The sequence below is a fragment of the Streptomyces poriticola genome, from assembly GCF_036689765.1.
GTDB lineage: Bacteria > Actinomycetota > Actinomycetes > Streptomycetales > Streptomycetaceae > Streptomyces > Streptomyces poriticola.
On sequence record NZ_JBAGKH010000005.1, the window covers coordinates 272,303 to 294,149 of the forward strand.

Sequence of the window (21,847 nt, forward strand, 5' to 3'; positions counted from 1 at the left end):
TTCTCCCGTGGAGGATGAGACATGACGGAAATTCTTGTGCAGGTGGGTTCGGAGGAGAAGGTTCCTTCGGTGGGCAGGGTGATCGAGCACCCGGCCTGGCCCGTGCTCAAGGATGCCGTGGAGCGGATCCGGCCATGGCAGTCCAAGGACGGGTCGATCGACTTCGAGGCCGAGGGCGCCCCGGGGCGCGCCGAGTCCGAGCAGGCCGTCGCGCAGGTCCAGCAGGCCGTCCGGGAGTTGTCCCCGCTGCTGCCGCACGACCGGGACTACCACGAGGCCCTCGTGGCGGACCTCGGCCGCTGGGCCGAGAGCGGCTTCCAGGTGCCCGACTTCCTGGACTCGCTGCTGGCCTTCCAGCCGGCCGCGAACCGGCAGGACGGCCTGCAGCACCTCGTCGTCTTCCCGATGTACACGCAGAACGGCAACCCGGACCGCAACCTCGAGGCGGTCGTGCTGCGCATGGTGTGGCCGGACTGGCTGGCCGAGCTGGAGCGCACCCGCTACGACAACCCGCTGTTCTGCGGCATCACCTTCGAGGACTTCACCGCGGGCTACGACACCAACTCCGCGGTGCTCTTCCCGGAGACCATCGCCGTCCGCGAGGCCCCCGAGCGCTTCTCCTGGGGCGGCATCTTCTGCGACCGCGAGGCCGCGCGCTTCCGCCGGGTCACCGAGGCCGCCGTCGACATCCTGGGCCTGGAGCTGCCCGAGGACGTCGCTGCGATGGTGCACGACCAGAAGCGCTGTGAAGAGGCGTTCGTGCTGTGGGACATGGTCCACGACCGCACTCACAGCCACGGCGACCTGCCGTTCGACCCGTTCATGATCAAGCAGCGCCAGCCGTTCTGGATGTACGGCCTGGAGGAGCTGCGCTGCGACCTGACCGCCTTCAGGGAGGCCGTGAAGCTGGCCGGAGAGGGCGTCCCGCAGGCCCGCGACGTGCAGGTGGCGGTCCTGTTCGACCGCATGTTCCGGTTCCCGGTCACCGGCGAGCGGGTCCGCAACTACGACGGGCTCGGCGGCCAGCTGCTCTTCGCCTATCTGCACAAGCACGACGTCGTCCGGTGGACCGACAACAGGCTCTCCATCGACTGGGAGCGCGCCCCGCAGGTCACCAACCAGCTGTGCGGCGAGATCGAGCAGCTCTACCGCGAGGGCATCGACCGCCCCAAGCTCGTCCACTGGTTCGCCGGGTACGAGCTGGTCTCCACCTACCTCGCCCCGCACCCGGGCTCCACCTGGGCCAAGGGCCCCGACGCCCTGGACCTGACCCAGCCGCCGCGGAAACTCGTCGATGACGTGCTTCCGGACGAGTTTCCGCTGAGCATGTTCTACGAGGCCCTGTCCAAGAAACTCAGGAAGGTGATCGCGGCGACCCGCGGCATCACCTCGGACGGCGCCGGGCGGGCGGCCGCGTGAGCGACCGCACCACCGACACGCAGACACAGGCTCGGGAGGCGAGGACCATGGGGAACGGGGCGCTTGACGGCGCGGTGATCGCGGTGGCCGGTGCGGGCGGCCCCGCCGGCCGGGCGGCACTGCTGCGGCTCGCCGATGCGGGTGCGGTCGTGGTCGGCTCGGACAACGATCCGGAGCGGCTGGCCGAAGCCGTGGACGCGGCCCGCTACGCGCACGGCGGAGCGACGGTCACCGGCGAGACGGTCGACCTGCTCGACCTGGACTCCACCCGCCGGTGGGCCGACCGCATCGAGAAGGAGTTCGGGCGCGTCGACGGCCTGGTGCACCTCGTCGGCGGCTGGCGCGGCAGCGAGACCTTCACCAAGACGAGGCTCGACGACTGGGACCTGCTGGAGATGCTGCTGATCCGCACGGTCCAGCACACCTCCCTCGCCTTCCACGAGGCGCTGCAGCGCAGCGACCGCGGCCGCTACCTGCTGATCAGCGCGGCCGGGGCGAGCAGGCCCACGGCGGGCAACGCCGCGTACGGCGCCGCCAAGGCCGCCGCCGAGGCGTGGACGCTGGCCCTGGCGGACTACTTCCGCAAGGCGGGGGGCGAGCAGGGGCCGACCTCCGCGGCTGCGATCCTGGTGGTCAAGGCGTTGGTACACGACGCGATGCGCGCCGAGCGGCCCAACGCGAAGTTCGCGGGCTTCACGGACGTCAAGGACCTGGCGGAGGCCGTCGCCGGCGTCTGGGACAAGCCCGCCGCGGAAGTGAACGGAAACCGTCTGTGGCTGACCGAGAAGCCGTGAACCCCCCGAAGACCGACGCCCGCCGCCGCCACGACCCCGGGTACCGGGGCTTCGCCAGCGACAACTACGCCGGCGCACACCCGGAGGTGCTCGCCGCTCTGGCCCTGGCCAACGGCGGGCACCAGGTCGCCTACGGGGAGGACGTCTACACCGAGAACCTCCAGCAGGTGGTCCGCAGCCACTTCGGGCCCACCGCCGAGGCGTTCCCGGTGTTCAACGGCACCGGCGCCAACGTCGTCGCCCTGCAGGCGGTCACCGACCGTTGGGGCGCGGTGATCTGCGCCGAGAGCGCACACATCAACGTCGACGAGTGCGGGGCCCCGGAGCGGGTCGGCGGGCTGAAGCTGCTCACCGTGCCCACGCCCGACGGCAAGCTCACCCCGGAGCTGATCGACCGGCAGGCGTACGGCTGGGACGACGAGCACCGGGCCATGCCGCAGGTGGTCTCGATCACCCAGAGCACCGAGCTCGGCACCCTCTACACCCCGGACGAGATCCGGGCCATCTGCGAGCACGCCCACGCCCGCGGCATGAAGGTGCATCTCGACGGCTCCCGGATAGCGAACGCCGCCGCCTCCCTGGACGTGCCCATGCGCACGTTCACCAACGCGGTCGGCGTCGACCTGCTCTCCCTGGGCGGCACCAAGAACGGCGCCTTGTTCGGCGAGGCGGTCGTGGTCCTCAACCAGGACGCCGTGCGCCGCATGAAGCATCTGCGCAAGCTGTCGATGCAGCTGGCCTCCAAGATGCGGTTCGTCTCGGTGCAGCTGGAGGCGCTGCTCGCCAAGGACCTGTGGCTGCGCAACGCCCGGCACGGCAACGAGATGGCCCAGCGGCTGGCCGAGGGCGTGCGCGCCGTGCACGGGGTGGAGATCCGCTATCCGGTGCAGGCCAACGCGGTCTTCGCCCGGCTGCCGCACGACGTGAGCGAGCGGCTGCAGCAGCGGTTCCGCTTCTACTTCTGGGACGAGGCCGCAGGAGACGTCCGCTGGATGTGCTCGTTCGACACCACCGAGGATGACGTGGACGCGTTCGTGGCGGCGCTCAAGGAGGAGATGGCGCGCTGACGTCAGCGTCCCTCCAAAGCCGCATAAATATGCGGCCATCTGAAAAATCATTGACCGTCAGGTGGCCGCATTCCTATGCTCCCGGGCATGCAGCTGATCCAGCAGAACCCCGACCTGTCCGCCTACTTGGCCGCCGACGAGGTCATCGACCATGACCACCCGCTGGTCCGGGAGACGGCTGCCCGGCTCGCCGGCGAGGCCGAGGACTCGTATGCCTATGCCCGGCTTGCATTCGAGTTCGTGCGCGACACCATCCCGCACTCCCAGGACTCCGGCGACCCCCGTGTCACCTGGCGCGCCTCCGACGTCCTGGCGCGGCGCACCGGGATCTGCTGTGCCAAGGCCCACGCCCTGGCCGCGCTGCTGCGGGCCGAGGACATTCCGACGGCGCTGTGCTACCAGCGGTTCGACGTGGTGCACGGCCTGATCGCCGTACGGTTCAACGGCGGCTGGCACCGGCAGGACCCCCGCGGCAACAAGCCCGGGGTGGACGCCCGGTTCTCCCTGGGTGACGAGCGGCTCGCGTTCACACCCGACCCTGAGTGTAATGAGATGGACTATCCGGAGCTGTACAGTGAACCGCACCCGGTCGTGCTGGACGTCCTGCGGGCCGCCACGGACCGGACCCACCTCCGGCAGATCCTCCCCACCGCACTCTGAGGCAGGCGATGACCCTCACCCTGAGCGTGGCCGACGAGGTGCGTACGCTCGCACCCGGCTTCACCCATCTCGCCGTCGAGGCGCACGGCCTGGTCAACGGCCCGAGCAGCGAGGCGTCCTCCGCCCTACTCGACGAGGCCACCCGTCGGCTCGCCGCCCGCCTGGACGGCCGCGCCCCGCACGAGGACCCGCACATGGCCGCCTGGCGGGAGGCGTACACGGCCTTCGGCGCCAGACCGTCGCGCACCCGCAACTCCGCGGAGGCGCTGGCGAAGCGGGCCCTGTCCGCGGCCGGTCTGCCCCGCATCAACCTCCTGGTCGACCTCTACAACGCCGTCAGCGTCGCCCACCTGGTCCCGGTCGGCGGTGAGGACATCGACCGCGTCGAGGGCGGCATGCGCCTCGTACGCGCCACGGGGGAGGAGAGATTCGTGACCGTCGCCGCCGGCGAGGAGGTCGTCGAGCACCCCGACGTGGGCGAGGTGGTGTGGCGTGACGACCTGGGAGTGACTTGCCGGCGCTGGAACTGGCGCCAGGGGCCGCGCACCCGGCTCACCGAGGAGAGCGTCTCGGGCGTCTTCCTGCTGGAGACCCTGGCACCGATGCCGGTCGCCGAGGCCGAGGCGGCGGCCGGGGAACTCGCCGAGCTGCTGGAGAGGTTCAGCCCGGGAACCTGGATCACCGTGCACCCCGCCGGGTGGGCGAGCGGCACACGGCAGGGCTGAGGCCCGGAGGCCGCCAGGGACCGGAGGTCAGCGTGCCTCTGCCGCCCGGAGCTGCTCCTGTGTCGGGGCGGTGCCGCCGAGGTGGGCCGGGAGCCACCAGGTGTCCTCCGGACCCTTCGGCCGTACCGGGTAGGCGCGCTGGGCCGCCTCCAGCAGATCCTGCACCCGCTCGCGCAGCTGACGGGTGATCGCACCCGCGTACTTGTCGCGGGAGGCCTCCAGTGCCTCGCCTACCCTGATCGTGATGGGGGTGTGGCTGCGCCGGAAGTTGCGCGGGTGGCCCTTGGTCCACAGCCGCTGCGTCCCCCACACCGCCATCGGCACCAGCGGGACGCCCGCCTCCTGCGCCAGCCGCGCGGCACCCGACTTGAAGCTCTTCAGCGTGAACGACTGGGAGATCGTCGCCTCGGGGAAGACCCCGACGATCTCGCCCGAGCGCAGCGAGTCCAGGGCGTGCGCATAGGCGGCGTCGCCCTGCCTGCGGTCCACCGGGATGTGTTTCATGCCGCGCATCAGCGGACCGGAGATCCGGTGCCGGAAGACGGATTCCTTCGCCATGAAGCGCACCAGCCGCTTCTGCGGCAGCGCCGCCAGGCCGTTGAAGACGAAGTCCAGGTAGCTGATGTGATTGCTGACCAGGACGGCGCCGCCCGTGCGCGGGATGTTCTCCGCCCCTCGGCAGTCGATCCTGAGGTCCCACACCTTGAACATCGTGCGGGCGAGACCGATGACCGGGCGGTAGACGAGTTCTGCCATGGGCGGGACGGACCCCTCCTGCTCTGCCTGGGAAGAGAGGCTCCCAGTCGGAAGTTACGCAGCCGTAGGTTTTCGGCTTGTCGCAGATCGTGCCCCAAGAACGGCCGTGGAACCAGTCCTGGTGCCCGGAGGCGGCGAGATTCTCGTCACTTCGGGTCACTGCCGGGGCATCCGGGAATCCTCGCGGCCCCCGGGGCGCTGCACCACAGGACGGCCGGGCCGGACGGGCACCGGCCGCTCGCCCGCGACTGCGCGGACACGGCACGGCCGCGACGGCGGCGGAGCGGAGGGTACAGGTGCGCGAGGCGGACGACGGCAGCCGGCTCGGCGCCCCCGACCTGGGGGCCGAACTCGGCGAACGCGCCACGCTGGTCCAGTTCTCCAGCGCCTTCTGCGCGCCCTGCCGGGCCACCCGGCGGGTCCTCGGCGAGGTGGCCGGGATGGTCGAGGGCGTCGCCCATGTCGAGATCGACGCCGAGGCACGTCTGGAGCTGGTGCGCGCGCTGGACATCGTCAGGACGCCGACCGTGCTGGTGCTCGACGCCGGCGGCCGGGTGGTGCGCAGGGCGGCGGGCCCGCCGCGCAAGGCGGACGTGATCGCCGCGCTGGGGGAGGCCGCCCTTGACGGTAGGAGAAGATGATCGTCAGTCTGGCTCCCATGTCTTCCGGCCGTACCCTTCCGTCCCGGCCGGGGCGAACCGCAGAAGGACACCCCGCATGACGGCCCTCTCCGACCTGGCAGGCGCCCACCGGCTCGCCGGCCCCGACCTGCTGCGGTCCGTCTTCCGGCGGCACGCCGCGGGCGTCGCCGTGATCACCGCGCGCGGCGGGGACGGCCCGGTCGGCTTCACCGCCACCTCCCTGACCTCGGTCTCGGCCGAGCCGCCCCTGCTTTCCTTCGGGATCGGCACCGGTTCCTCCAGCTGGCCCGCCGTCTCCCGCGCGGAGCACGTCGGCGTGCACGTCCTCGGCGAGCACCAACGGGAGCTGGCCGCCACCTTCGCCCGCAGCGGCGCCGACCGCTTCGCCCCGCCCACCGTCTGGCGCGACGGTGCCGAGGGCGTGCCCGTGCTGGACGGAGTCCTCGCCCGCCTGGTGTGCCGCGTCGTCGGTCGCGTCCCCGCGGGCGACCACCGCATCGTGCTGGCCGAGGTGCTGCTCGGTGACGCCGAGGGATCCGGCCGCCCCCTGCTGTACCACCAGGGGCGGTTCACCGGTCTGCGCGACTGACCGGCGGCCGGGCGGGTCTGCGAACCCGTCGGGTTCCGGTTACGCTGCGTTGCGAAGGTCACAGTTCAAAGCGCTTGCTTAGCGGGAACGAACTGGGTGTACTGACGAGTAATGTTCCAGGTGGAGCGGGAGCCCGCTCCGACCGGGATCGGCCGCTTGGGGCGCCTATGCTGCCTGCAAGCAGGCAGCACTGAAATGACGATGCAGTAGGAGAGCCGGCGTGAGCTTGAGGATCGTTGTCACCGTGAAGTACGTGCCCGACGCCACTGGCGACCGGCACTTCGCCGATGACCTGACCGTCGACCGCGACGACGTGGACGGTCTGCTCTCCGAGCTGGACGAGTACGCGGTCGAGCAGGCGCTGCAGATCTCGGAGAACTCCGACGACGACGTGGAGATCACCGTGCTGACGGTGGGCCCGGAGGACGCCAAGGACGCGCTGCGCAAGGCGCTGTCCATGGGCGCCGACAAGGCGGTCCACGTGGAGGACGACGACCTGCACGGCACCGACGCCATCGGCACCTCGCTGGTTCTGGCCAAGGCCGTCGAGAAGGCCGGCTACGACCTGGTGATCTCCGGCATGGCCTCCACCGACGGCACCATGGGTGTCGTCCCGGCGCTGCTCGCCGAGCGCCTGGGCGTCCCGCAGGTCACCCTGCTGTCCGAGGTCTCGGTCGAGGACGGCACGGTCAGGGGCCGCCGCGACGGCGACGCCGCCACCGAGCAGCTGGAGGCCTCCCTCCCGGCGGTCGTGTCGGTGACCGACCAGTCGGGCGAGGCCCGCTACCCGTCCTTCAAGGGCATCATGGCGGCGAAGAAGAAGCCGGTGGAGTCGTGGGACCTGTCCGACCTGGACATCGACGCCGACGAGGTCGGCCTGGAGAACGCCTACACCACGGTGGACGGCGCCACGGAGCGTCCGGCGCGCACCGCGGGCACGATCGTCAAGGACGAGGGCGAGGGCGGCAAGCAGCTCGCTGAGTTCCTCGCGGGCCAGAAGTTCATCTGAGCCCGTTCCGCAGACCGCCCCTCACTTTCGCAAGCAGGAGAGAAGAAGTCCCATGGCTGAAGTTCTCGTCTACGTCGACCACGTGGACGGCGCCGTCCGCAAGCCCACCCTGGAACTGCTCACGCTCGCCCGCCGCATCGGCGAGCCCGTCGCCGTCGCCCTCGGCAGCGGCGCCGGTGGCACCGCTGCCACCCTCGCCGAGCACGGCGCGGTGAAGGTGCTCACCCACGAGGCCGCCGAGTACGCCGACTACCTGGTCGTGCCGAAGGTGGACGCCCTGCAGGCCGCCCACGAGGCCGTGTCCCCGGCCGCCGTGCTGGTGCCGTCCTCCGCGGAGGGCAAGGAGATCGCCGCCCGTCTGGCGCTGCGCATCGGCTCCGGCATCATCACCGACGCCGTCGACCTGGAGGCCGGCGACGAGGGCCCGGTGGCCACCCAGTCGGTGTTCGCCGCCGCCTACACCACCAGGTCCCGTGTCTCCAAGGGCACGCCGGTCATCACGGTCAAGCCGAACAGCGCGGCCGTGGAGCCGGCCCCGGCCGCCGGTGCGGTCGAGGCCCTGTCGGTGTCGTTCTCCGAGAAGGCCACCGGCACGAAGGTCACCGCGCGCACGCCGCGCGAGTCGACCGGCCGCCCGGAGCTGACCGAGGCCGCGATCGTGGTCTCCGGCGGCCGTGGTGTCAACGGCGCGGAGAACTTCGCGGTCATCGAGGCGCTCGCGGACTCGCTCGGCGCGGCCGTCGGCGCCTCGCGCGCCGCGGTGGACGCCGGCTGGTACCCGCACACCAACCAGGTCGGCCAGACCGGCAAGTCGGTCTCCCCGCAGCTGTACATCGCCGCCGGCATCTCCGGTGCGATCCAGCACCGCGCGGGCATGCAGACCTCGAAGACGATCGTGGCGATCAACAAGGACGCCGAGGCCCCGATCTTCGAGCTGGTCGACTACGGCGTCGTCGGCGACCTGTTCGACGTCGTTCCGCAGCTCACCGAGGAGATCAGGACCCGCAAGGGCTGAGCGCCCGTCCGAGCCGTGCCGAGGCCCCCGCGACCGTGCACCGGTCCCGGGGGCCTCGCCCGTGTTCCCGGTACGGGGCTCAGCCCGGCGTCACCGACGCCTGCACCGGCAGACGGTCGCTCGGGAACTGCCCGCCGTGCGCGCAGGTGTTGACGGGACGCACGGTGCACGGTGACCCCCGGCGAGGCCAGGATCCGGTCGATGCGGTCGCCGCCCGGCACCAGCGGCCGGCGGCCGTGGAACGTCGCGTACAGCGCGCTGCGCTCCGCCGCGACGTCCCAGCTCTCGACGGGACCGGCGCCGGGCATCGTGGCGCGGACCGGGTTGCGGTGTGCCGGGACACTGCAGTCGCCGGTCACCAGCAGCGGCAGCGGCAGCGGCAGCGACCGGCCGGGCCCTGCGATCCGCTCGGCGGTCAGCGCGGCGGTACGCGCGCGTGCGTACGGGCTCGCGTTGTCCAGGTGCGTGTCGAGGACGTGGACACTCCCGGTCGCCGTCGTGCAGGCCGCGGAAGCGGACCCTGGTGACCATCCGGATCGAGCCGCCGCCCAGGTGTCGGGACCGATCACGTCCGGGGTGTCGGAGAGCCGGAGGTGGTCGTACTCCGGCGGACGAGCCGGCGGGTGTCGTGGTACACGGCCAGGAACTCGTCGTACACGGCCAGGAACTCGTCGCGCCTGCCGCCCGCGCGGCCGGTGCCGATCCAGTCGTAGTGCGGGCCGGGGTCCGCCGCGATGTCGTGCACCTGCCGGTACGGACCCTCCCGCGTGCCGGTGACATGCGGGCGCCCGCGGTGCAGCGGGCCCGGGTCGCCGGTCTGCGGACGCCCAGCTGTGGGGCTCGGACGTGCTCGCGTTGCGCAGGCTGAACGACATGACCTCCGGACGGCCCCCGCGGCGCGGCTGAGGGGCGGCGGACGCGGAGGACAGTGCTGTACTGGAGAGCGGCAGGGTCATCGTGGTGGCTAGGGCGGTGCGGAGAACCGGACGGCGGGTGACACGGCGGGGTTCGGCGCGGGGACTCCTTCGCGGGTGCTCCGGGCGTGCGGTGCGAGGGGTGCTGCGACCGAGGGTCCCGACCCGAGGGCCCCGACCCGAGGGCCCCGACGGGGCGTGAACATGCCGAGATGGCCGGACGGACCGAGGTGCAAGACGGTGTTGACCAGCGGGAAGGTCGCCGGATAACTTCGCTCTACGGATTGTTGATTCCGCAGAGCGGAAAGCAGTGACCTAGGAGGGTGTTGCATGGGGCAGCAGGAGAAGGTGGCGACGAGCCTCGCGGGCGCCGTCAGCGAGGAGATCAGCGCCTCCCTCGCACCGGTCGACGCGGAGCTGGAGCGCCGCTACCCCGGAGACCCCGGCACCCGCCAGCCCGTCCACACCGTCTACGTCCCCGGCGACGTCTTCGCCGCCGACACCGTACGCTCCTGGGGTGACCGGGCCCTGGCCGCCCTCGACGAACACGCCCCGGACGCCGCCTCCTTCGCCGCGGTCCTGGGCCTCGCCGACGACCTGGCCGAACCCGTGCACACCCGCGTGCGCGCCAAACTGGAGCGCGAGCCCGTCGAGGACCTCCGCGTCGACTTCGAGGACGGCTACGGCAACCGCCCCGACGCCGAGGAGGACGAGGCCGCTGCCCGCGCCGCGCGGCTGATCTCCGAGGCGTACCGGAACGGCACCGCCGCCCCGTACATGGGCATCCGCATGAAATGCATGGAGGCACCGGTGCGCGACCGGGGCATCCGGACCCTCGACATCTTTCTCTCCGGCCTGGTGGAGGCCGGCGGCCTGCCCGAGGGGCTGGTCCTCACCCTGCCCAAGGTGACCTACCCCGAGCAGGTCACCGCCATGGTGCGGCTGCTGGAGGCCTTCGAGAAGGCGCGCGGGCTGGAGCCCGGCCGGATCGGCTTCGAGATCCAGATCGAGACCAGCCAGTCCATCCTCGCCGCCGACGGCACCGCCGCCGTCGCCCGGATGATCCAGGCCGCCGAGGGCCGCGCCACCGGCCTGCACTACGGCACCTTCGACTACAGCGCCTGCCTCGGTGTCTCCGCGGCCTACCAGGCCGGCGACCACCCGGCCGCCGACCACGCCAAGGCGATCATGCAGGTCGCCGCCGCCGGGACCGGCGTACGGGTCTCCGACGGCTCCACCAACGTGCTGCCCGTCGGACCCACCGAGAAGGTTCACGAAGCCTGGCGGCTGCACTACGGCCTCACCCGCCGGGCCCTCGCCCGCGCCTACTACCAGGGCTGGGACATGCACCCCGGCCACATCCCCACCCGCTACGCCGCCGTGTTCGCCTTCTACCGCGAGGGCTTCGAACAGGCCGCCGGCCGCCTCGCCCGCTACGCAAACCGCACCGGCGGCGACGTCATGGACGAGCCCGCGACCGCCAAGGCTCTCAGCGGCTATCTGCTGCGCGGGCTGGACTGCGGTGCCCTCGACATCGCCGAGGTCGCCCGGCTCACCGGTCTGACCCGCGCCGACCTGGAGGGCTTCGCAGCACCCCGGCGCGGTGACCTGACCGCCACCGCCCAGTAGCCCACCGCCCCAGTAGCCCACCGCCCGGCAGCCCTCCGGCCGGGCGCCCGCTGTCGGCCACCACCACTGCCACCGCTGCCGGGCCACCACCGGCCACGCTGTCGGAGCCGCCCCGTAGTCTGTACGCCACGCATCGAACGTGCCAGGCGTCACAGGAACGGGGCGGCAGTGTCTTCGGGGGAGTACGGACAGCACGGGCAGGGCGGGCCGGACGGCCCGCACCGCGGCGAGGGACACCCGGGGCCGGGGGACGGCACCGGCCGGCTGCTCGCCGGGCGCTATCGCATCACCGCCCAGCTCGGCCGCGGCGGCATGGGCGTCGTCTGGAAGGCCGTCGACGAGGTTCTCGGCCGCGAGGTCGCCGTCAAGGAACTGCGCACCTACACGGACGCGGACGCACCCGAACTCGCCGACCTGCGGCTGCGCATGCAGCGCGAGGCCCGTGCGGCGGCCCGGGTGCGCCACCCCGGCGTCGTCGCCGTGCACGACGTCACCGAGGTCGACGGCCGCCCCCTGATCGTCATGGAGCTGGTCGACGGCCCCTCCCTGGACGACGTGCTGCGCGAGCGCGGCACCCTGGACCCGCACGAGGCGGCCCGCATCGGCGCCGAGGTCATGGGCGCGCTCGCCGCCGCCCACCGGGCCGGGGTCCTGCACCGTGACGTAAAACCCGGCAACATCCTGCTCGACCGGTCCGGCCGGGTCGTCCTCACCGACTTCGGCATCGCCACCATGGAGGACCCGGGCGACGGCTCGGCCACCCATCTCACCCGCAGCGGCGAGATCGTCGGCTCCCTGGACTATCTGGCCCCCGAGCGCGCCCAGGGCGCCGATCCGGGCCCCGCCTCCGACGTCTGGGCGCTCGGCGCCACGCTGTACGCGGCCGTGGAGGGCGCGTCGCCCTTCCGGCGCACCTCGACGTTCTCCACGCTCACCGCGATCGTCACCGAGCCGCTGCCGGAGCCCCGCCGGGCCGGACCCCTCGGGCCGGTGCTGCGTCAGCTGATGGACAAGCGGTCCGAGTCCCGCCCGGAGGCCGGCCGGGCCGGTGACCTGCTGCGCGCCGTCGCGGACCCGGACGGCGCGGAGCGGCCGGGCACGGCCCGGCCCGGACCCTCCGCCCCGCCGCCGTACGCGGTGACCGAGCGCAGCGTCCCCTCGGTACCTCCGGGCTTCGGCCCGCCCCGGCAACCGCCTCCGTCCGACGGGCCTGTGGTGCACCACGGCGCGGCGTCCGTCGGGCCCGGGGGCCTCCCGGGCACACCGGGATCCGCAGCCGCCGGTCCGGTGCACCAGGGCGCCGTGTCCGTCGGGCCCGGTGCCGCCCCGGCCACGGACGCGTCCGCACCCACCGCTCCGCCCCGCCGCCGGGGCCGCGCGCTGCTCGCCGCCGCGGCCGTCACCGCGGTTCTCGCCGTGGCCGGTACGACGGTCGCCCTCCTGGGCGGTCCGGACGGCGGCGGATCCGGGGCGCCGGCGGGCGCCGGCCGGACCGGCCCGCCCACCTCCTCACCGGGCCGCACCACGGCCGGGCCCACCGAGGGCGCCCCCCACAGCGGGCCGAGCGACGACAAGGGCCCGGCCGCCGAGGGGACTCCGGGCCGGTCCACACCCGCACCAGGGGACCGGGCGGGCGAGTCCGCCCCGGCCGGTTCCTCCGACGGCGGCACCACCGGCGGTGCGGGCGGCTCCGGCGACGGCGGCACCACGGGCGGCGGCACGACCGGCGGTGGCAGCGGCACGGGCGGCGCGGCGACCGGCGGCGGCACGACCGGGGGCGGCGGGAGCACCGAGGCGCCGGCGTCCTGCTACGCCATCGGCGGCGGCAGGTACAACTGCCAGGTCTGGCGCACCGCCTCGTCGCACACCGCCTCCGGCACCGAGGTCGGCATCCTCAACGCCGGTACCAACTACTTCTACTGCCAGCAGAATCTGGGCCGCCGGGTGACCCACGGCCGCTGGACCAACATCTGGTGGGCGAGAACGGACGACGACAGCGGCAACACCGACGTCTGGTTCAGCGACGTCTATATCCGCGGCGGCGCCAACGACCAGCCGGTGCCCGGGCTCCCCGTCTGCTGAGGACCGACGTACCGCTCGAGTCCGGAGGGCATCACCCGCCCCTCCTCGGCGAACAGCCGGGTGCCGAGCGCACACCGCAACCGATCGGCCCGCGCCCGCGCGCTGAACTCCTCGGGCGTGGTTCCGAACAGCTCGCGCAGCGCCGGCGACCCGGCGAGCAGTCCGGCGAGCAGCGCCCGCTGCTCGGTGTGCGGGCGCGGCAGCCCGGTGCCGTCGTGCAGCACGCCGTGCCGGTTGACGTACGCGTACGCGCCGCGCAGCCCGGTGCCGTCGGCCAGCTCGACGCGCAGGCCGGGCGAGGGCAGCCAGGCCCGGTCGTAGTTGCCGGCCGGGACCGGGACGCCCTCGCTCGCGTCGATCACCGCGAGCTGCTCGGCGTCCAGCCAGATCACGAACAGCTCCCGCACCCTGCCCGGGGCCGCCACCGGCGAGGCGGACACATAGCCCATGCGGCTCACATGCGCGGAGACCCCGATGTCCACGCCGGTGACCCGGGCCCGGACCATCGGGACGGGGGAGCCGATGCCGTACTCGGCCATCTTGTGCCGCAGCTGGGCCGGGCAGGCGTTGGAGCCGACCGCCAGGACCGGCACGCGGTCCTCGTGCACGAGCCGGTCCAGCGGCAGCATCCGCTCCCCGGCCAGCAGCCCGGACTCCGCCGGCCACGCGCCCGGATACAGCAGCGGATGCTCCCGGGGCGCGTCGGCCAGTCCGAGGGAGTGCAGCGAACGGCCGGTGCCGGCCGGTCCGGCCCGTGTGTGCGGTGCGGCGTCCGGTGCGCTTCCGCGCCCCTGTGACCTGCGGGTGTGCTTCTCCATGGGCCGCTCAGCCCTCCGGTGGCAGCTCGCCCGAGCCGCGGGCGATCAGCCGGGTGGACAGCTCGATCCGCTCCGGTGTGAGCAGGCTGCCGTCCAGCTGGCGGAACAGGCGCTCGGCGGCGGTGCGGCCGAGGGCGGCGGCGTCCTGGGCGACGACGGTGACGCCCGGCTGGAGCAGATCGGCGAGCTCGATGTCGTCGAAACCGACCAGGGCGACCCGGCGGTCGTGCTCCGCCAGTACCCGGATCACGGTGACCGTCACCCGGTTGTTGCCCGCGAGGACGGCCGTGACCGGGTGCGGGCGGTACAGCATCTCCTCGGCCGCCCGGCGCACCCGCTCGGGGCCGGTGACGCCCAGGGACATCCAGGACTCCTCGACCGGTATCCCGGCGTCCTCCATGGCGGCCCGGTAGCCGCGCAGCCGCTCGGCGGCCGTGTGGATGCGGGGCATGTCACCGATGAAGCCGATCCTGCGGTGCCCGTGCGCGATCAGGTGGGCCACGCCGTCGCGGGCGCCGCCGAAATTGTCGGACAGCACCACGTCCGCGTCGATCCGGCCCGCGGGGCGGTCCACGAACACCGTGGCGACGCCGGCCTTCAGCTCCGGCTCCAGGTACCGGTGGTCGTCCCCGGCCGGGATCACCACCAGCCCGTCCACCCGCCGGGCGCACAGCGCGAGCACCAGCTCCTGCTCACGGTCGGGGTCCTCCGCGCTGGAGCCGTTGATCAGCAGCGCCCCGTGGGCCCGGGCCACCTCCTCCACGGCGCGGCTGAGCGGCCCGTAGAAGGGGTCGGCGAGATCCTCCAGCACCAGGCCGATGCTGGCCGTACGCCCCTTGCGGAGCACCCGCGCGCTGTCGTTGCGGCGGAAGCCGAGCGCGTCGATGGCCTCCTGCACGCGGTGCTCGGTCTCGGGGGTGACGCCCGGCTCCCCGTTCACCACCCGGGAGACCGTCTTCAGGCCGACTCCGGCCCGGGCTGCGACGTCCTTCATGGTCGGACGGTTGCCGTAGCGGTGCCCGACGGCGCGGTCGGGGCGGCGGGGCGATGCGGGCACGGTGCGGTGTCCTGTCCTGTCGTCCACGGAGTGCTTCGGGTCCTGTCGTCCACGGAGCGCGTCGCTCCTGCTCGTCACACGGGGGATGCGTCGGGGTCATGCGTTTGTATGAGGATGTGGCGTCGAGCATAGAGCCTGGACAACGTTGTCAGGGGCAGGAGACACTGTCCAGCGCGATCCCCGGCCCGTGTCCCCCACCGCGCGGCCGGTCCGCTGCTGTTCCCATGCGCGTTGCTCGACCGTGTTCTTCGACATCTGTTGTTCCGGCTGACGGGGAGATCCGACACTGATGCACACCGACCTCGTGGCCGCGCTGGACATCGGCGGCACCAAGATCGCCGGGGCCCTGGTGGACGGCGCCGGCCGCATCCTGGTGCGGGCCCAGCGCGCCACACCCGCGCGGCAGGACGGCGACACCGTGATGCGGGCGGTGCAGGAGGTGCTCGGCGAGCTGACCGCGTCGCCGCTGTGGGGGCGGGCCAGGGCCGTGGGCATCGGCAGCGCCGGTCCGGTGGACGCCACCGCCGGCACCGTCAGCCCGGTGAACGTCCCCGGCTGGCGCGACTACCCACTGGTCCGGCGGGTCCGGGCGGTCACCGGCGGTCTGCCCGTGGAGCTGATCGGCGACGGCGTGGCGATCACCGCGGCCGAGCACTGGCAGGGCGCCGCCCGCGGGCACGCCAACGCGCTGTGCATGGTGGTCTCCACCGGTGTGGGCGGCGGGCTGGTGCTCAACGGGAGGCTGCACCCCGGCCCCACCGGCAACGCGGGCCACATCGGCCATATCAGCGTGGACCTCGACGGCGACCCGTGCCCGTGCGGCGCCCGCGGCTGCGTGGAGCGCATCGCGAGCGGTCCCAACATCGCACGGCGGGCCCTCGAGGGCGGCTGGCGGCCGGGTCCGGACGGCGACAGGTCCGCCGTCGCGGTGGCCGCCGCCGCCCGCCGGGGCGACCCGGTGGCCCGGGCCTCCTTCGAGCGGGCGGCGCGGGCGCTGGCCGCGGGGATAGCCGCCACGGCGACGCTCGTCGAGATCGACATCGCCGTGATAGGCGGCGGCGTGGCCAAGGCGGGCGAGGTGCTCTTCACCCCGCTGCGCAAGGCCCTCACCGAGTACGCGACGCTGTCCTTCGTCCAGCGGCTGGTGGTGGCCCCGGCCCGGACGGGCACCGACGCGGGGCTGGTGGGTGCCGCCGCGGCCGTGCTCACCAGGACTCCGGCGGGGGTGACCGCGGCGGGGGTGTGACCGCCCGCCGTCCGCGGGAACGCCCCCGGCGAAGGGTTGTCGGACAGCCCCTCCGCAGGTCGGGTGATGTCCGCTCCGGTTCGGCAGCGCCCCGAAGGGGCGCGGGGAACTGCGCGACCGGCCACGTCGGCACCGCGGACGAGCGACGGCATGTCGCGGCGCTTCCAGCGGAGCGTTCAGGGTGCCCGCCGGACGGATCCGGTCCCGGCCGGGCGCGCGAACCGCCCGGCCGGACCGGAATCCCCGTGGGGACCCCTCAGCAGTCGGGAACGTGTCCCTGCGGACACGTGGGCCCCGGTGAGCCGGACGGTTCGGCCGCCCGGACCGGGACGGCGTCCATGCCGGCCGGGCTCAGCAGCTGAGCCGGGCGTCCGCCCAGTCGGCGTGGTCGTGGTCGATGCCGTCGCCGGCGTCGGTGACGACGAGCCGCACCACCTCGGCGCCGGTGACGTCCGCGGTCAGCGGCCGGGCCGGCATCGCGTTGGTGAGGACGCCGGTCGAGGCGACCCGGGTGCCGTCCGCCCAGACCTCGAACGTGACGGTCCCTCGGTCGCCCTCCTCGTCGTCGACGCCGACCTGCGCGGCGACCGTCTCGCAGTCCCCGCCGGCGTAGTAGGCGACGTCGCTCTCGGCGTGCACGCCGAGCCCGCGGTCGTAGCGCACTCCGCCGATGGTGAGCGGGTTGCCGTCGCCCGCGGTGCGTTCCCCGTTGCTGGTGTTGCGCTCGGCCGGGCCCCAGCCGTTGGCCGCCGACAGCCACGGCAGGTCACCGAGCCCGGAGGTCCCCGCGGGCGGCGCCAGGACCACGGACGCGGTCAGCGGCAGCTGTTTCTCCACGTGCTCGCCGCCGGGGGCGCGGTAGCCGGCCCGGAGGGTGAGGCCGTAGGTGCCGGGCGGGGTTCCCGCCGGTGCGGTGACCTCCCAGGCGGTGCGCAGCGAGCCGCCGGTCGGCAGCGCGGGCGCGGTCGTCGGCGAGGCGGCCCGCACCGTCCAGCCGTCGGGTCCGCTCAGCGCGGCCGACACCCGCAGGGCGGGCCCGCGGCCCAGGTCGGTGACGGTCGTCGTGACCGTGTCCGGCGTGCCCGCCTCGACCAGCGGGGCGCCGCCTTCGACTCCGAGGTCCACGGCGGGCGGATGCTCGGCCCATCCGCCGTCGGGCCAGAGCCGCAGCAGCACCGTGCCGTGCGCGGGGACGGTCGCGGCGACGGTGCCCGCGGTCTCGTAGCTGCGGTGCTCCCACAGGTCGCGCAGGGTGTAGGCGGCGGCACCGGGCAGACCCACGGCCCCGGCGGTGGTGGCGATCCGCTGCGGGCTGCCGGTCTCGTTGAACAGCGCCACCGCGCGGCTGCCGTCCTGCATCTCCTTCGCGACGACCCAGCGCCCGCCCTCGGAGGAGACCACGGTGCCCCGCCGGCCCAGCGGGTCCTGGTCGACGGCGATCACCTCGCGGTTGCCGAGGATCTCGAAGGTCGCGTCGTCGGCCCGGCGCAGGTCGCTGCCGATGAGGAGAGGAGCCGCCATGACCGACCACATGGAGAAGTGCGTGCGGTACTCGGTGTCGGTCATCCCGCCGTTGCCGACCTCCAGCATGTCGGGGTCGTTCCAGTGGCCCGGACCCGCGTACGGGGCCAGCGGCAGGTTCCTCTTCATGATCGACAGCATCGAGCCCCAGTTGTCGCTGATGTCGCCGGTGGTCCGCCACAGGTGACCGACGTCCGAGGCCCACTCCCAGGGTCTGTTCTCGCCCCACTCGCAGATGCTGTAGACGATGGGGCGGCCGGTCTCCCGGGTCGCCGCCCGCAGCGCGTCGCGCATGGTGGTGTACCGCAGCCTGGCGTCCACACCGAGGTTGTTGCAGTTGTCGTACTTCAGGTAGTCGACGCCCCAGCCGGCGAACTGCCGGGCGTCGCTGTACTCGTGGCCCAGCGCGCCCGGGAACCCGGCGGGGTTGCACGTCCTGACGCCCGCGCTGGTGTAGATGCCGAATTTGAGGCCGCGGGCGTGCACGTAGTCGGCCAGGGCCTCGATGCCGCTCGGGAAGCGGACCGGGTCCGGCACGAGCTTGCCTTGTGCGTTCCGGCGCGGCAGGGCCCAGCAGTCGTCCAGGTTGACGTACTCGTAACCGGCGTCCTTGAGGCCCTTCTCGACAAAGATGTCCGCGATGCCCTTGATCATCGCCTCGTCGAACTCCGGGCGGCAGTGGGTGGAGTTCCAGTTGTTGAAACCCATGGGCGGGGTGCGGGCCAGGCCGTCGTCGAGCGTCGGTGCGGCGGCCGGACGGTCCGGCGCCGGCGCGGCAGGGGGGTGGCCGGGCGGTACGGCCGCGGCGGGCGCGGCCGGACCGGATGCGCACAGCAGGCCCGCGACGAGCACGCCGGCCGCGCTGCGCAGGGACGGACGCCCCGTACGGGCCGGGCGGGCCGTACGGCGGGTACCGGGTGTGGGGGTTGTGCGGGTGCGAGGATGACGCATCGTGACGTTCCTCCGAACCTGCGGAAGGAGAGACGCGGGCATCTTGTTGGCATGTGCGCGTCACTGATGTGGATGCACGGTAGAACATGTCGGACTGTGGTGGAAGACGTCGGTAACCTCTGCCCGGCCGGGCAGTTGAACCGGGTATGAAGAAGCGCAGCATGCTCGCCATCGCCTCCCTCGCCACCGGGTTCGTCGTCGCCGCCGTCACCCCGTCCCACGCCGCCGGTGGCAGTCCGCTCGGTCTCGACCTGGAGAACACCCTGAGCTCGGTCGACATCGCCCCCGACAGCCTGGCGCCGCAGGACGACGCCCAGGAAGGCGCCGCCCGGGAGGACTGACGCGAACGCCCCTGCCCGGCCCGGCGCCGGCGCCCGCACCAGGGCGTCGGCGCCGTCCTGTCGGCGCCCTCAACTGCAACTGGTTTCCGTGGCAGGGTGGAGCGGGCAAGCCACAGGGGGCCAAGAGAAGAGGGGGACCTGTGACCGTCGTCTGGATCAACGGCGCGTTCGGTGCGGGGAAGACCACCGCCGCACGGGAACTGATCGAACTGATCCCGAACAGCACGCTCTTCGACCCCGAGAGCCTCGCAGCGGCCCTCGTCCAACTGCTGCCGCCCAAGTATCTCGCCGAGGCCGGCGACCTCCAGGACCTGCCGATCTGGCGCCGCATGGTGACCGACACGGCGGCGGCGATGCTCGCCGAGCTCGGCGGCACCCTCGTGGTCCCCATGACCCTGCTGCGCCAGGAGTACCGCGACGAGATCTTCGGCGGCCTCGCCGCCCGCCGGATACCGGTACGGCATCTCCTCCTGGCCCCGGCGGAAACGATCCTGCGGAAGCGGATCGCCGACCGCGAGATCCCCCCGGACCTCCCCGACGGCGAGATACGCATACGCCAGGGGTCCTACGACCGCATCGAGCCCTACCGAGCCGCCCTGGAGTCCTGGCTCACCGCCGACGCCCACCTCGTCGACACCAGCGCCCTCAACCCGTACGAGACAGCCGTCCGCGTCGCCGATGCGGTGAACGGCGGCGCGGCACCGCCCTGTGACATCGTGCAGACTCCCGAACCCACCGCCGAGACCCTCGCCGCAGGCGTCCTTCTCTTCGACGAGGACGACCGGGTGCTGCTCGTCGACCCCACCTACAAGCCGGGCTGGGAGTTCCCCGGCGGTGTCGTCGAACCCGGCGAGGCACCCGCGCGCGCGGGTGTGCGAGAGGTCGCCGAGGAGACCGGTATCCGCCTCGACGACGTACCCGCCCTGCTGGTGGTCGACTGGGAGCCGCCCGCACCGCCCCGCTTCGGAGGTCTGCGCCTGCTCTTCGACGGAGGGCGGCTCGCCCCCTCCGCGACCGGCCGGCTCCTGCTGCCCGGCCCCGAACTGCGCGCCTGGCGCTTCGTCACCGAGGAGGAGGCCGCCGACCTGCTGCCGCCGGTCCGCTACGCGCGGCTGCGCTGGGCCCTGCGGGCCCGGGAGCGCGGCGCGGCGCTGTACCTGGAGGCGGGCGTCCCGGTGGGCTGAACCGAGCCGCGGTGTGCCACGGACCCGCAGGCCGGCGCGGAACCCGGCCCCGCGTCCGCGCGCCCGCCGGCTCAGCTCGCCGCGTAGTTGCGCAGGAACAGCGCCTCGGCCACCGACAGTCGCTCGAGCTCGTCCGGCGACACGCTCTCGTTCACCGCGTGGATCCGGGCCTCCGGCTCGCTCAGCCCGATGAGCAGGATCTCCGCGCCCGGGTAGAGCGCGGCGAGGGTGTTGCACAGCGGGATGGAGCCGCCCTGACCGGCGTACTGCAGCTCCTCACCGGGGTACGCCACCGCCATCGCCTCCGCCATGGCCCGGTACGCCGGGCTGGTGGTGTCGGCTCGGAACGCCTGGCCCTGGCCGACCTGTTCGATGCTCACCCGCGCGCCCCACGGCGTGCGGGTCTCCAGGTGGGCCTGGAGCAGCTTGGTGGCCTCCGCCGCGTCCACGCCCGGCGGCACCCTGAGGCTCACCAGCGCCCGGGCGCTGGACTGCACCGACGGGGTGGCGCCCACCACCGGAGGGCAGTCGATGCCGAGCACCGTGACCGCCGGGCGGGCCCAGATGCGGTCGGCGACCGTGCCGGAGCCGATCAGCTGCACACCGTCGAGGACCTGTGCGTCCCTGCGGAACTGCTCCTCGTCGTAGTCCAGGCCCTCCCACCGGCTGTCCGTGGTCAGTCCGTCGACGGCCGTCGAGCCGTCCTCGGCGCGCAGCGAGTCCAGCACCCGGATCAGCGCGGCCAGCGCGTCGGGGGCGGCGCCGCCGAACTGGCCGGAGTGCAGGTTGCCTTCGAGCGTGTCGATCTGCACCCGGACCATGGTCATGCCGCGCAGTGTCGAGGTGACCGTCGGCAGCCCGGCCCGGAAGTTGCCCGCGTCGCCTATGACGACGGTGTCCGCCGCCAGCAGCTCCGGGTGCTCCTCGGCGTACCGCTCCAGACCGCCCGTGCCCTGTTCCTCCGAACCCTCGACGATCACCTTGATGTGCACCGGCACACCGCCGTCGGCCTTCAGCGCCCGCAGCGCCAGCAGATGCATGATCACGCCGCCCTTGCAGTCGGCGGCGCCGCGCCCGTACCAGCGGCCGTCCCGCTCGGTCAGCTCGAACGGCGGCGTGGCCCATCCGGCTTCGTCCAGCGGCGGCTGCACGTCGTAGTGGGCGTACAGCAGAACGGTCTTGGCGCCCTCGGGTCCGGGCAGCCGGCCGTAGACCGACTGGGTGCCGTCCGGGGTGTCCAGCACGGCCACGTCCTGGAAGTCCTCGGCGCGCAGCGCGTCGGCTATCCAGCGGGCGGCGGCCTCGCTCTCGCTCCGGGGGAACTGGCCGAAGTCCGCCACCGACCGGAACGCCACCAGTTCGGCGAGCTCCGCCCGCGCCCCGGGCATCAGCGAGGCGACGGTCGCGGCGACCGGATTCGACGACATGG

At 73.3% G+C, this 21,847-nt stretch carries 19 protein-coding genes and 1 pseudogene; 14 read left to right on the plus strand and 6 right to left on the minus strand.

Translation table 11 applies throughout. From position 1 onward, the window contains the following. Window positions 1–21 precede the first annotated feature (21 nt). The 5 genes from V5O46_RS11280 to V5O46_RS11300 all read left to right on the plus strand — a co-directional run bounded on the left by V5O46_RS11280 (window position 22) and on the right by V5O46_RS11300 (window position 4,665). Window positions 22–1,419 carry a DUF6421 family protein gene (locus tag V5O46_RS11280; protein ID WP_332884388.1) on the plus strand — a complete coding sequence of 466 codons (1,398 nt, stop codon included), beginning with the start codon at window positions 22–24 and terminating at the stop codon, window positions 1,417–1,419. A 47-nt stretch (window positions 1,420–1,466) separates the two neighbouring features. After that, window positions 1,467–2,213 carry an SDR family NAD(P)-dependent oxidoreductase gene (locus tag V5O46_RS11285; RefSeq protein WP_332884389.1) on the plus strand — a complete coding sequence of 249 codons (747 nt, stop codon included), beginning with the start codon at window positions 1,467–1,469 and terminating at the stop codon, window positions 2,211–2,213. Further along, on the plus strand, window positions 2,210–3,280 hold the full coding sequence (locus tag V5O46_RS11290) for a threonine aldolase family protein (RefSeq protein WP_332884390.1): 1,071 nt from the start codon (window positions 2,210–2,212) through the stop codon (window positions 3,278–3,280). Before V5O46_RS11285 ends, V5O46_RS11290 begins: the two co-directional genes overlap by 4 nt. Before the next feature lie 87 nt (window positions 3,281–3,367). Next, complete coding sequence (locus V5O46_RS11295) at window positions 3,368–3,940, plus strand: transglutaminase domain-containing protein (protein WP_332884391.1); 573 nt, start codon at window positions 3,368–3,370, stop codon at window positions 3,938–3,940. Window positions 3,941–3,948: 8 nt separating this feature from the next. After that, on the plus strand, window positions 3,949–4,665 hold the full coding sequence (locus V5O46_RS11300) for a B3/B4 domain-containing protein (protein ID WP_332884392.1): 717 nt from the start codon (window positions 3,949–3,951) through the stop codon (window positions 4,663–4,665). A 27-nt stretch (window positions 4,666–4,692) separates the two neighbouring features. Here the strand turns inward: V5O46_RS11300 and V5O46_RS11305 are convergent, their stop codons facing one another. After that, window positions 4,693–5,421, minus strand: coding sequence for a lysophospholipid acyltransferase family protein (locus tag V5O46_RS11305; RefSeq protein WP_332884393.1), 729 nt, complete (start codon window positions 5,419–5,421; stop codon window positions 4,693–4,695). 248 nt (window positions 5,422–5,669) lie between these two features. Between V5O46_RS11305 and V5O46_RS11310 the strand changes: the two genes are divergently transcribed. From V5O46_RS11310 to V5O46_RS11325, 4 genes are all read left to right on the plus strand, one after another. Then, complete coding sequence (locus V5O46_RS11310) at window positions 5,670–6,062, plus strand: TlpA family protein disulfide reductase (protein WP_332884498.1); 393 nt, start codon at window positions 5,670–5,672, stop codon at window positions 6,060–6,062. Between the two features lie 76 nt (window positions 6,063–6,138). Further along, complete coding sequence (locus tag V5O46_RS11315) at window positions 6,139–6,651, plus strand: flavin reductase family protein (RefSeq protein WP_332884394.1); 513 nt, start codon at window positions 6,139–6,141, stop codon at window positions 6,649–6,651. A gap of 220 nt (window positions 6,652–6,871) precedes the next feature. Beyond that, window positions 6,872–7,660, plus strand: a complete 789-nt coding sequence (locus V5O46_RS11320) for an electron transfer flavoprotein subunit beta/FixA family protein (protein WP_332884395.1) — start codon at window positions 6,872–6,874, stop codon at window positions 7,658–7,660. Between the two features lie 52 nt (window positions 7,661–7,712). Then, a complete protein-coding gene (locus V5O46_RS11325; RefSeq protein ID WP_332884396.1) occupies window positions 7,713–8,675 on the plus strand; it encodes an electron transfer flavoprotein subunit alpha/FixB family protein in 963 nt (320 codons plus the stop codon). A 79-nt stretch (window positions 8,676–8,754) separates the two neighbouring features. On the opposite strand, the pseudogene V5O46_RS31875 reads toward V5O46_RS11325, so the two are convergent. Then, window positions 8,755–9,631: pseudogene (locus tag V5O46_RS31875) on the minus strand (endonuclease/exonuclease/phosphatase family protein). Window positions 9,632–9,919: 288 nt separating this feature from the next. On the opposite strand from V5O46_RS31875, the gene V5O46_RS11335 reads away from it, so the two are divergent. Together V5O46_RS11335 and V5O46_RS11340 are read left to right on the plus strand one after the other, a co-directional pair. After that, window positions 9,920–11,218 (plus strand): DUF6986 family protein, encoded by a 1,299-nt coding sequence (locus tag V5O46_RS11335; RefSeq protein ID WP_332884398.1) that lies wholly within the window; start codon window positions 9,920–9,922, stop codon window positions 11,216–11,218. Window positions 11,219–11,386: 168 nt separating this feature from the next. After that, a complete protein-coding gene (locus V5O46_RS11340; protein ID WP_408648960.1) occupies window positions 11,387–13,300 on the plus strand; it encodes a serine/threonine-protein kinase in 1,914 nt (637 codons plus the stop codon). Here the strand turns inward: V5O46_RS11340 and V5O46_RS11345 are convergent. Then, on the minus strand, window positions 13,246–14,118 hold the full coding sequence (locus V5O46_RS11345; RefSeq protein WP_332884399.1) for a hypothetical protein: 873 nt from the start codon (window positions 14,116–14,118) through the stop codon (window positions 13,246–13,248). The two genes, V5O46_RS11340 and V5O46_RS11345, sit on opposite strands and share 55 nt — an antisense overlap. Before the next feature lie 7 nt (window positions 14,119–14,125). Further along, window positions 14,126–15,202, minus strand: coding sequence for a LacI family DNA-binding transcriptional regulator (locus tag V5O46_RS11350; protein ID WP_332884400.1), 1,077 nt, complete (start codon window positions 15,200–15,202; stop codon window positions 14,126–14,128). 262 nt (window positions 15,203–15,464) lie between these two features. On the opposite strand from V5O46_RS11350, the gene V5O46_RS11355 reads away from it, so the two are divergent. After that, complete coding sequence (locus V5O46_RS11355) at window positions 15,465–16,421, plus strand: ROK family protein (protein ID WP_332884401.1); 957 nt, start codon at window positions 15,465–15,467, stop codon at window positions 16,419–16,421. Between the two features lie 351 nt (window positions 16,422–16,772). Here V5O46_RS11355 and V5O46_RS11360 read toward each other — a convergent pair whose 3' ends face one another. Next, complete coding sequence (locus tag V5O46_RS11360; RefSeq protein WP_332884402.1) at window positions 16,773–18,893, minus strand: NPCBM/NEW2 domain-containing protein; 2,121 nt, start codon at window positions 18,891–18,893, stop codon at window positions 16,773–16,775. Between the two features lie 146 nt (window positions 18,894–19,039). On the opposite strand from V5O46_RS11360, the gene V5O46_RS11365 reads away from it, so the two are divergent. Beyond that, the gene (locus tag V5O46_RS11365) at window positions 19,040–19,234 is read left to right on the plus strand and encodes a hypothetical protein (protein WP_332884403.1); all 195 of its coding nucleotides are present in this window, start codon (window positions 19,040–19,042) and stop codon (window positions 19,232–19,234) included. A gap of 140 nt (window positions 19,235–19,374) precedes the next feature. Continuing rightward, complete coding sequence (locus V5O46_RS11370; protein ID WP_332884404.1) at window positions 19,375–20,418, plus strand: NUDIX hydrolase; 1,044 nt, start codon at window positions 19,375–19,377, stop codon at window positions 20,416–20,418. 71 nt (window positions 20,419–20,489) lie between these two features. Here the strand turns inward: V5O46_RS11370 and V5O46_RS11375 are convergent, their stop codons facing one another. Next, window positions 20,490–21,845: a dipeptidase gene (locus V5O46_RS11375; RefSeq protein WP_332884405.1), complete on the minus strand. Its 1,356-nt coding sequence runs from the start codon at window positions 21,843–21,845 to the stop codon at window positions 20,490–20,492. Between the last annotated feature and the right edge of the window lie 2 nt (window positions 21,846–21,847).

Excerpts from the sequence above, each read along its gene's own strand:
- V5O46_RS11280 (WP_332884388.1), top strand. The coding sequence starts at position 22 with ATGACGGAAATTCTTGTGCAGGTGGGTTCGGAGGAGAAGGTTCCTTCG.
- V5O46_RS11285 (WP_332884389.1), top strand. The coding sequence starts at position 1,467 with ATGGGGAACGGGGCGCTTGACGGCGCGGTGATCGCGGTGGCCGGTGCG.
- V5O46_RS11295 (WP_332884391.1), top strand. The coding sequence starts at position 3,368 with ATGCAGCTGATCCAGCAGAACCCCGACCTGTCCGCCTACTTGGCCGCC.
- V5O46_RS11300 (WP_332884392.1), top strand. The coding sequence starts at position 3,949 with ATGACCCTCACCCTGAGCGTGGCCGACGAGGTGCGTACGCTCGCACCC.
- V5O46_RS11305 (WP_332884393.1), bottom strand. The coding sequence starts at position 5,421 with ATGGCAGAACTCGTCTACCGCCCGGTCATCGGTCTCGCCCGCACGATG.
- V5O46_RS11315 (WP_332884394.1), top strand. The coding sequence starts at position 6,139 with ATGACGGCCCTCTCCGACCTGGCAGGCGCCCACCGGCTCGCCGGCCCC.
- V5O46_RS11325 (WP_332884396.1), top strand. The coding sequence starts at position 7,713 with ATGGCTGAAGTTCTCGTCTACGTCGACCACGTGGACGGCGCCGTCCGC.
- V5O46_RS11335 (WP_332884398.1), top strand. The coding sequence starts at position 9,920 with ATGGGGCAGCAGGAGAAGGTGGCGACGAGCCTCGCGGGCGCCGTCAGC.
- V5O46_RS11345 (WP_332884399.1), bottom strand. The coding sequence starts at position 14,118 with ATGGAGAAGCACACCCGCAGGTCACAGGGGCGCGGAAGCGCACCGGAC.
- V5O46_RS11355 (WP_332884401.1), top strand. The coding sequence starts at position 15,465 with ATGCACACCGACCTCGTGGCCGCGCTGGACATCGGCGGCACCAAGATC.
- V5O46_RS11360 (WP_332884402.1), bottom strand. The coding sequence starts at position 18,893 with ATGCGTCATCCTCGCACCCGCACAACCCCCACACCCGGTACCCGCCGT.
- V5O46_RS11365 (WP_332884403.1), top strand. The coding sequence starts at position 19,040 with ATGAAGAAGCGCAGCATGCTCGCCATCGCCTCCCTCGCCACCGGGTTC.
- V5O46_RS11375 (WP_332884405.1), bottom strand. The coding sequence starts at position 21,845 with ATGTCGTCGAATCCGGTCGCCGCGACCGTCGCCTCGCTGATGCCCGGG.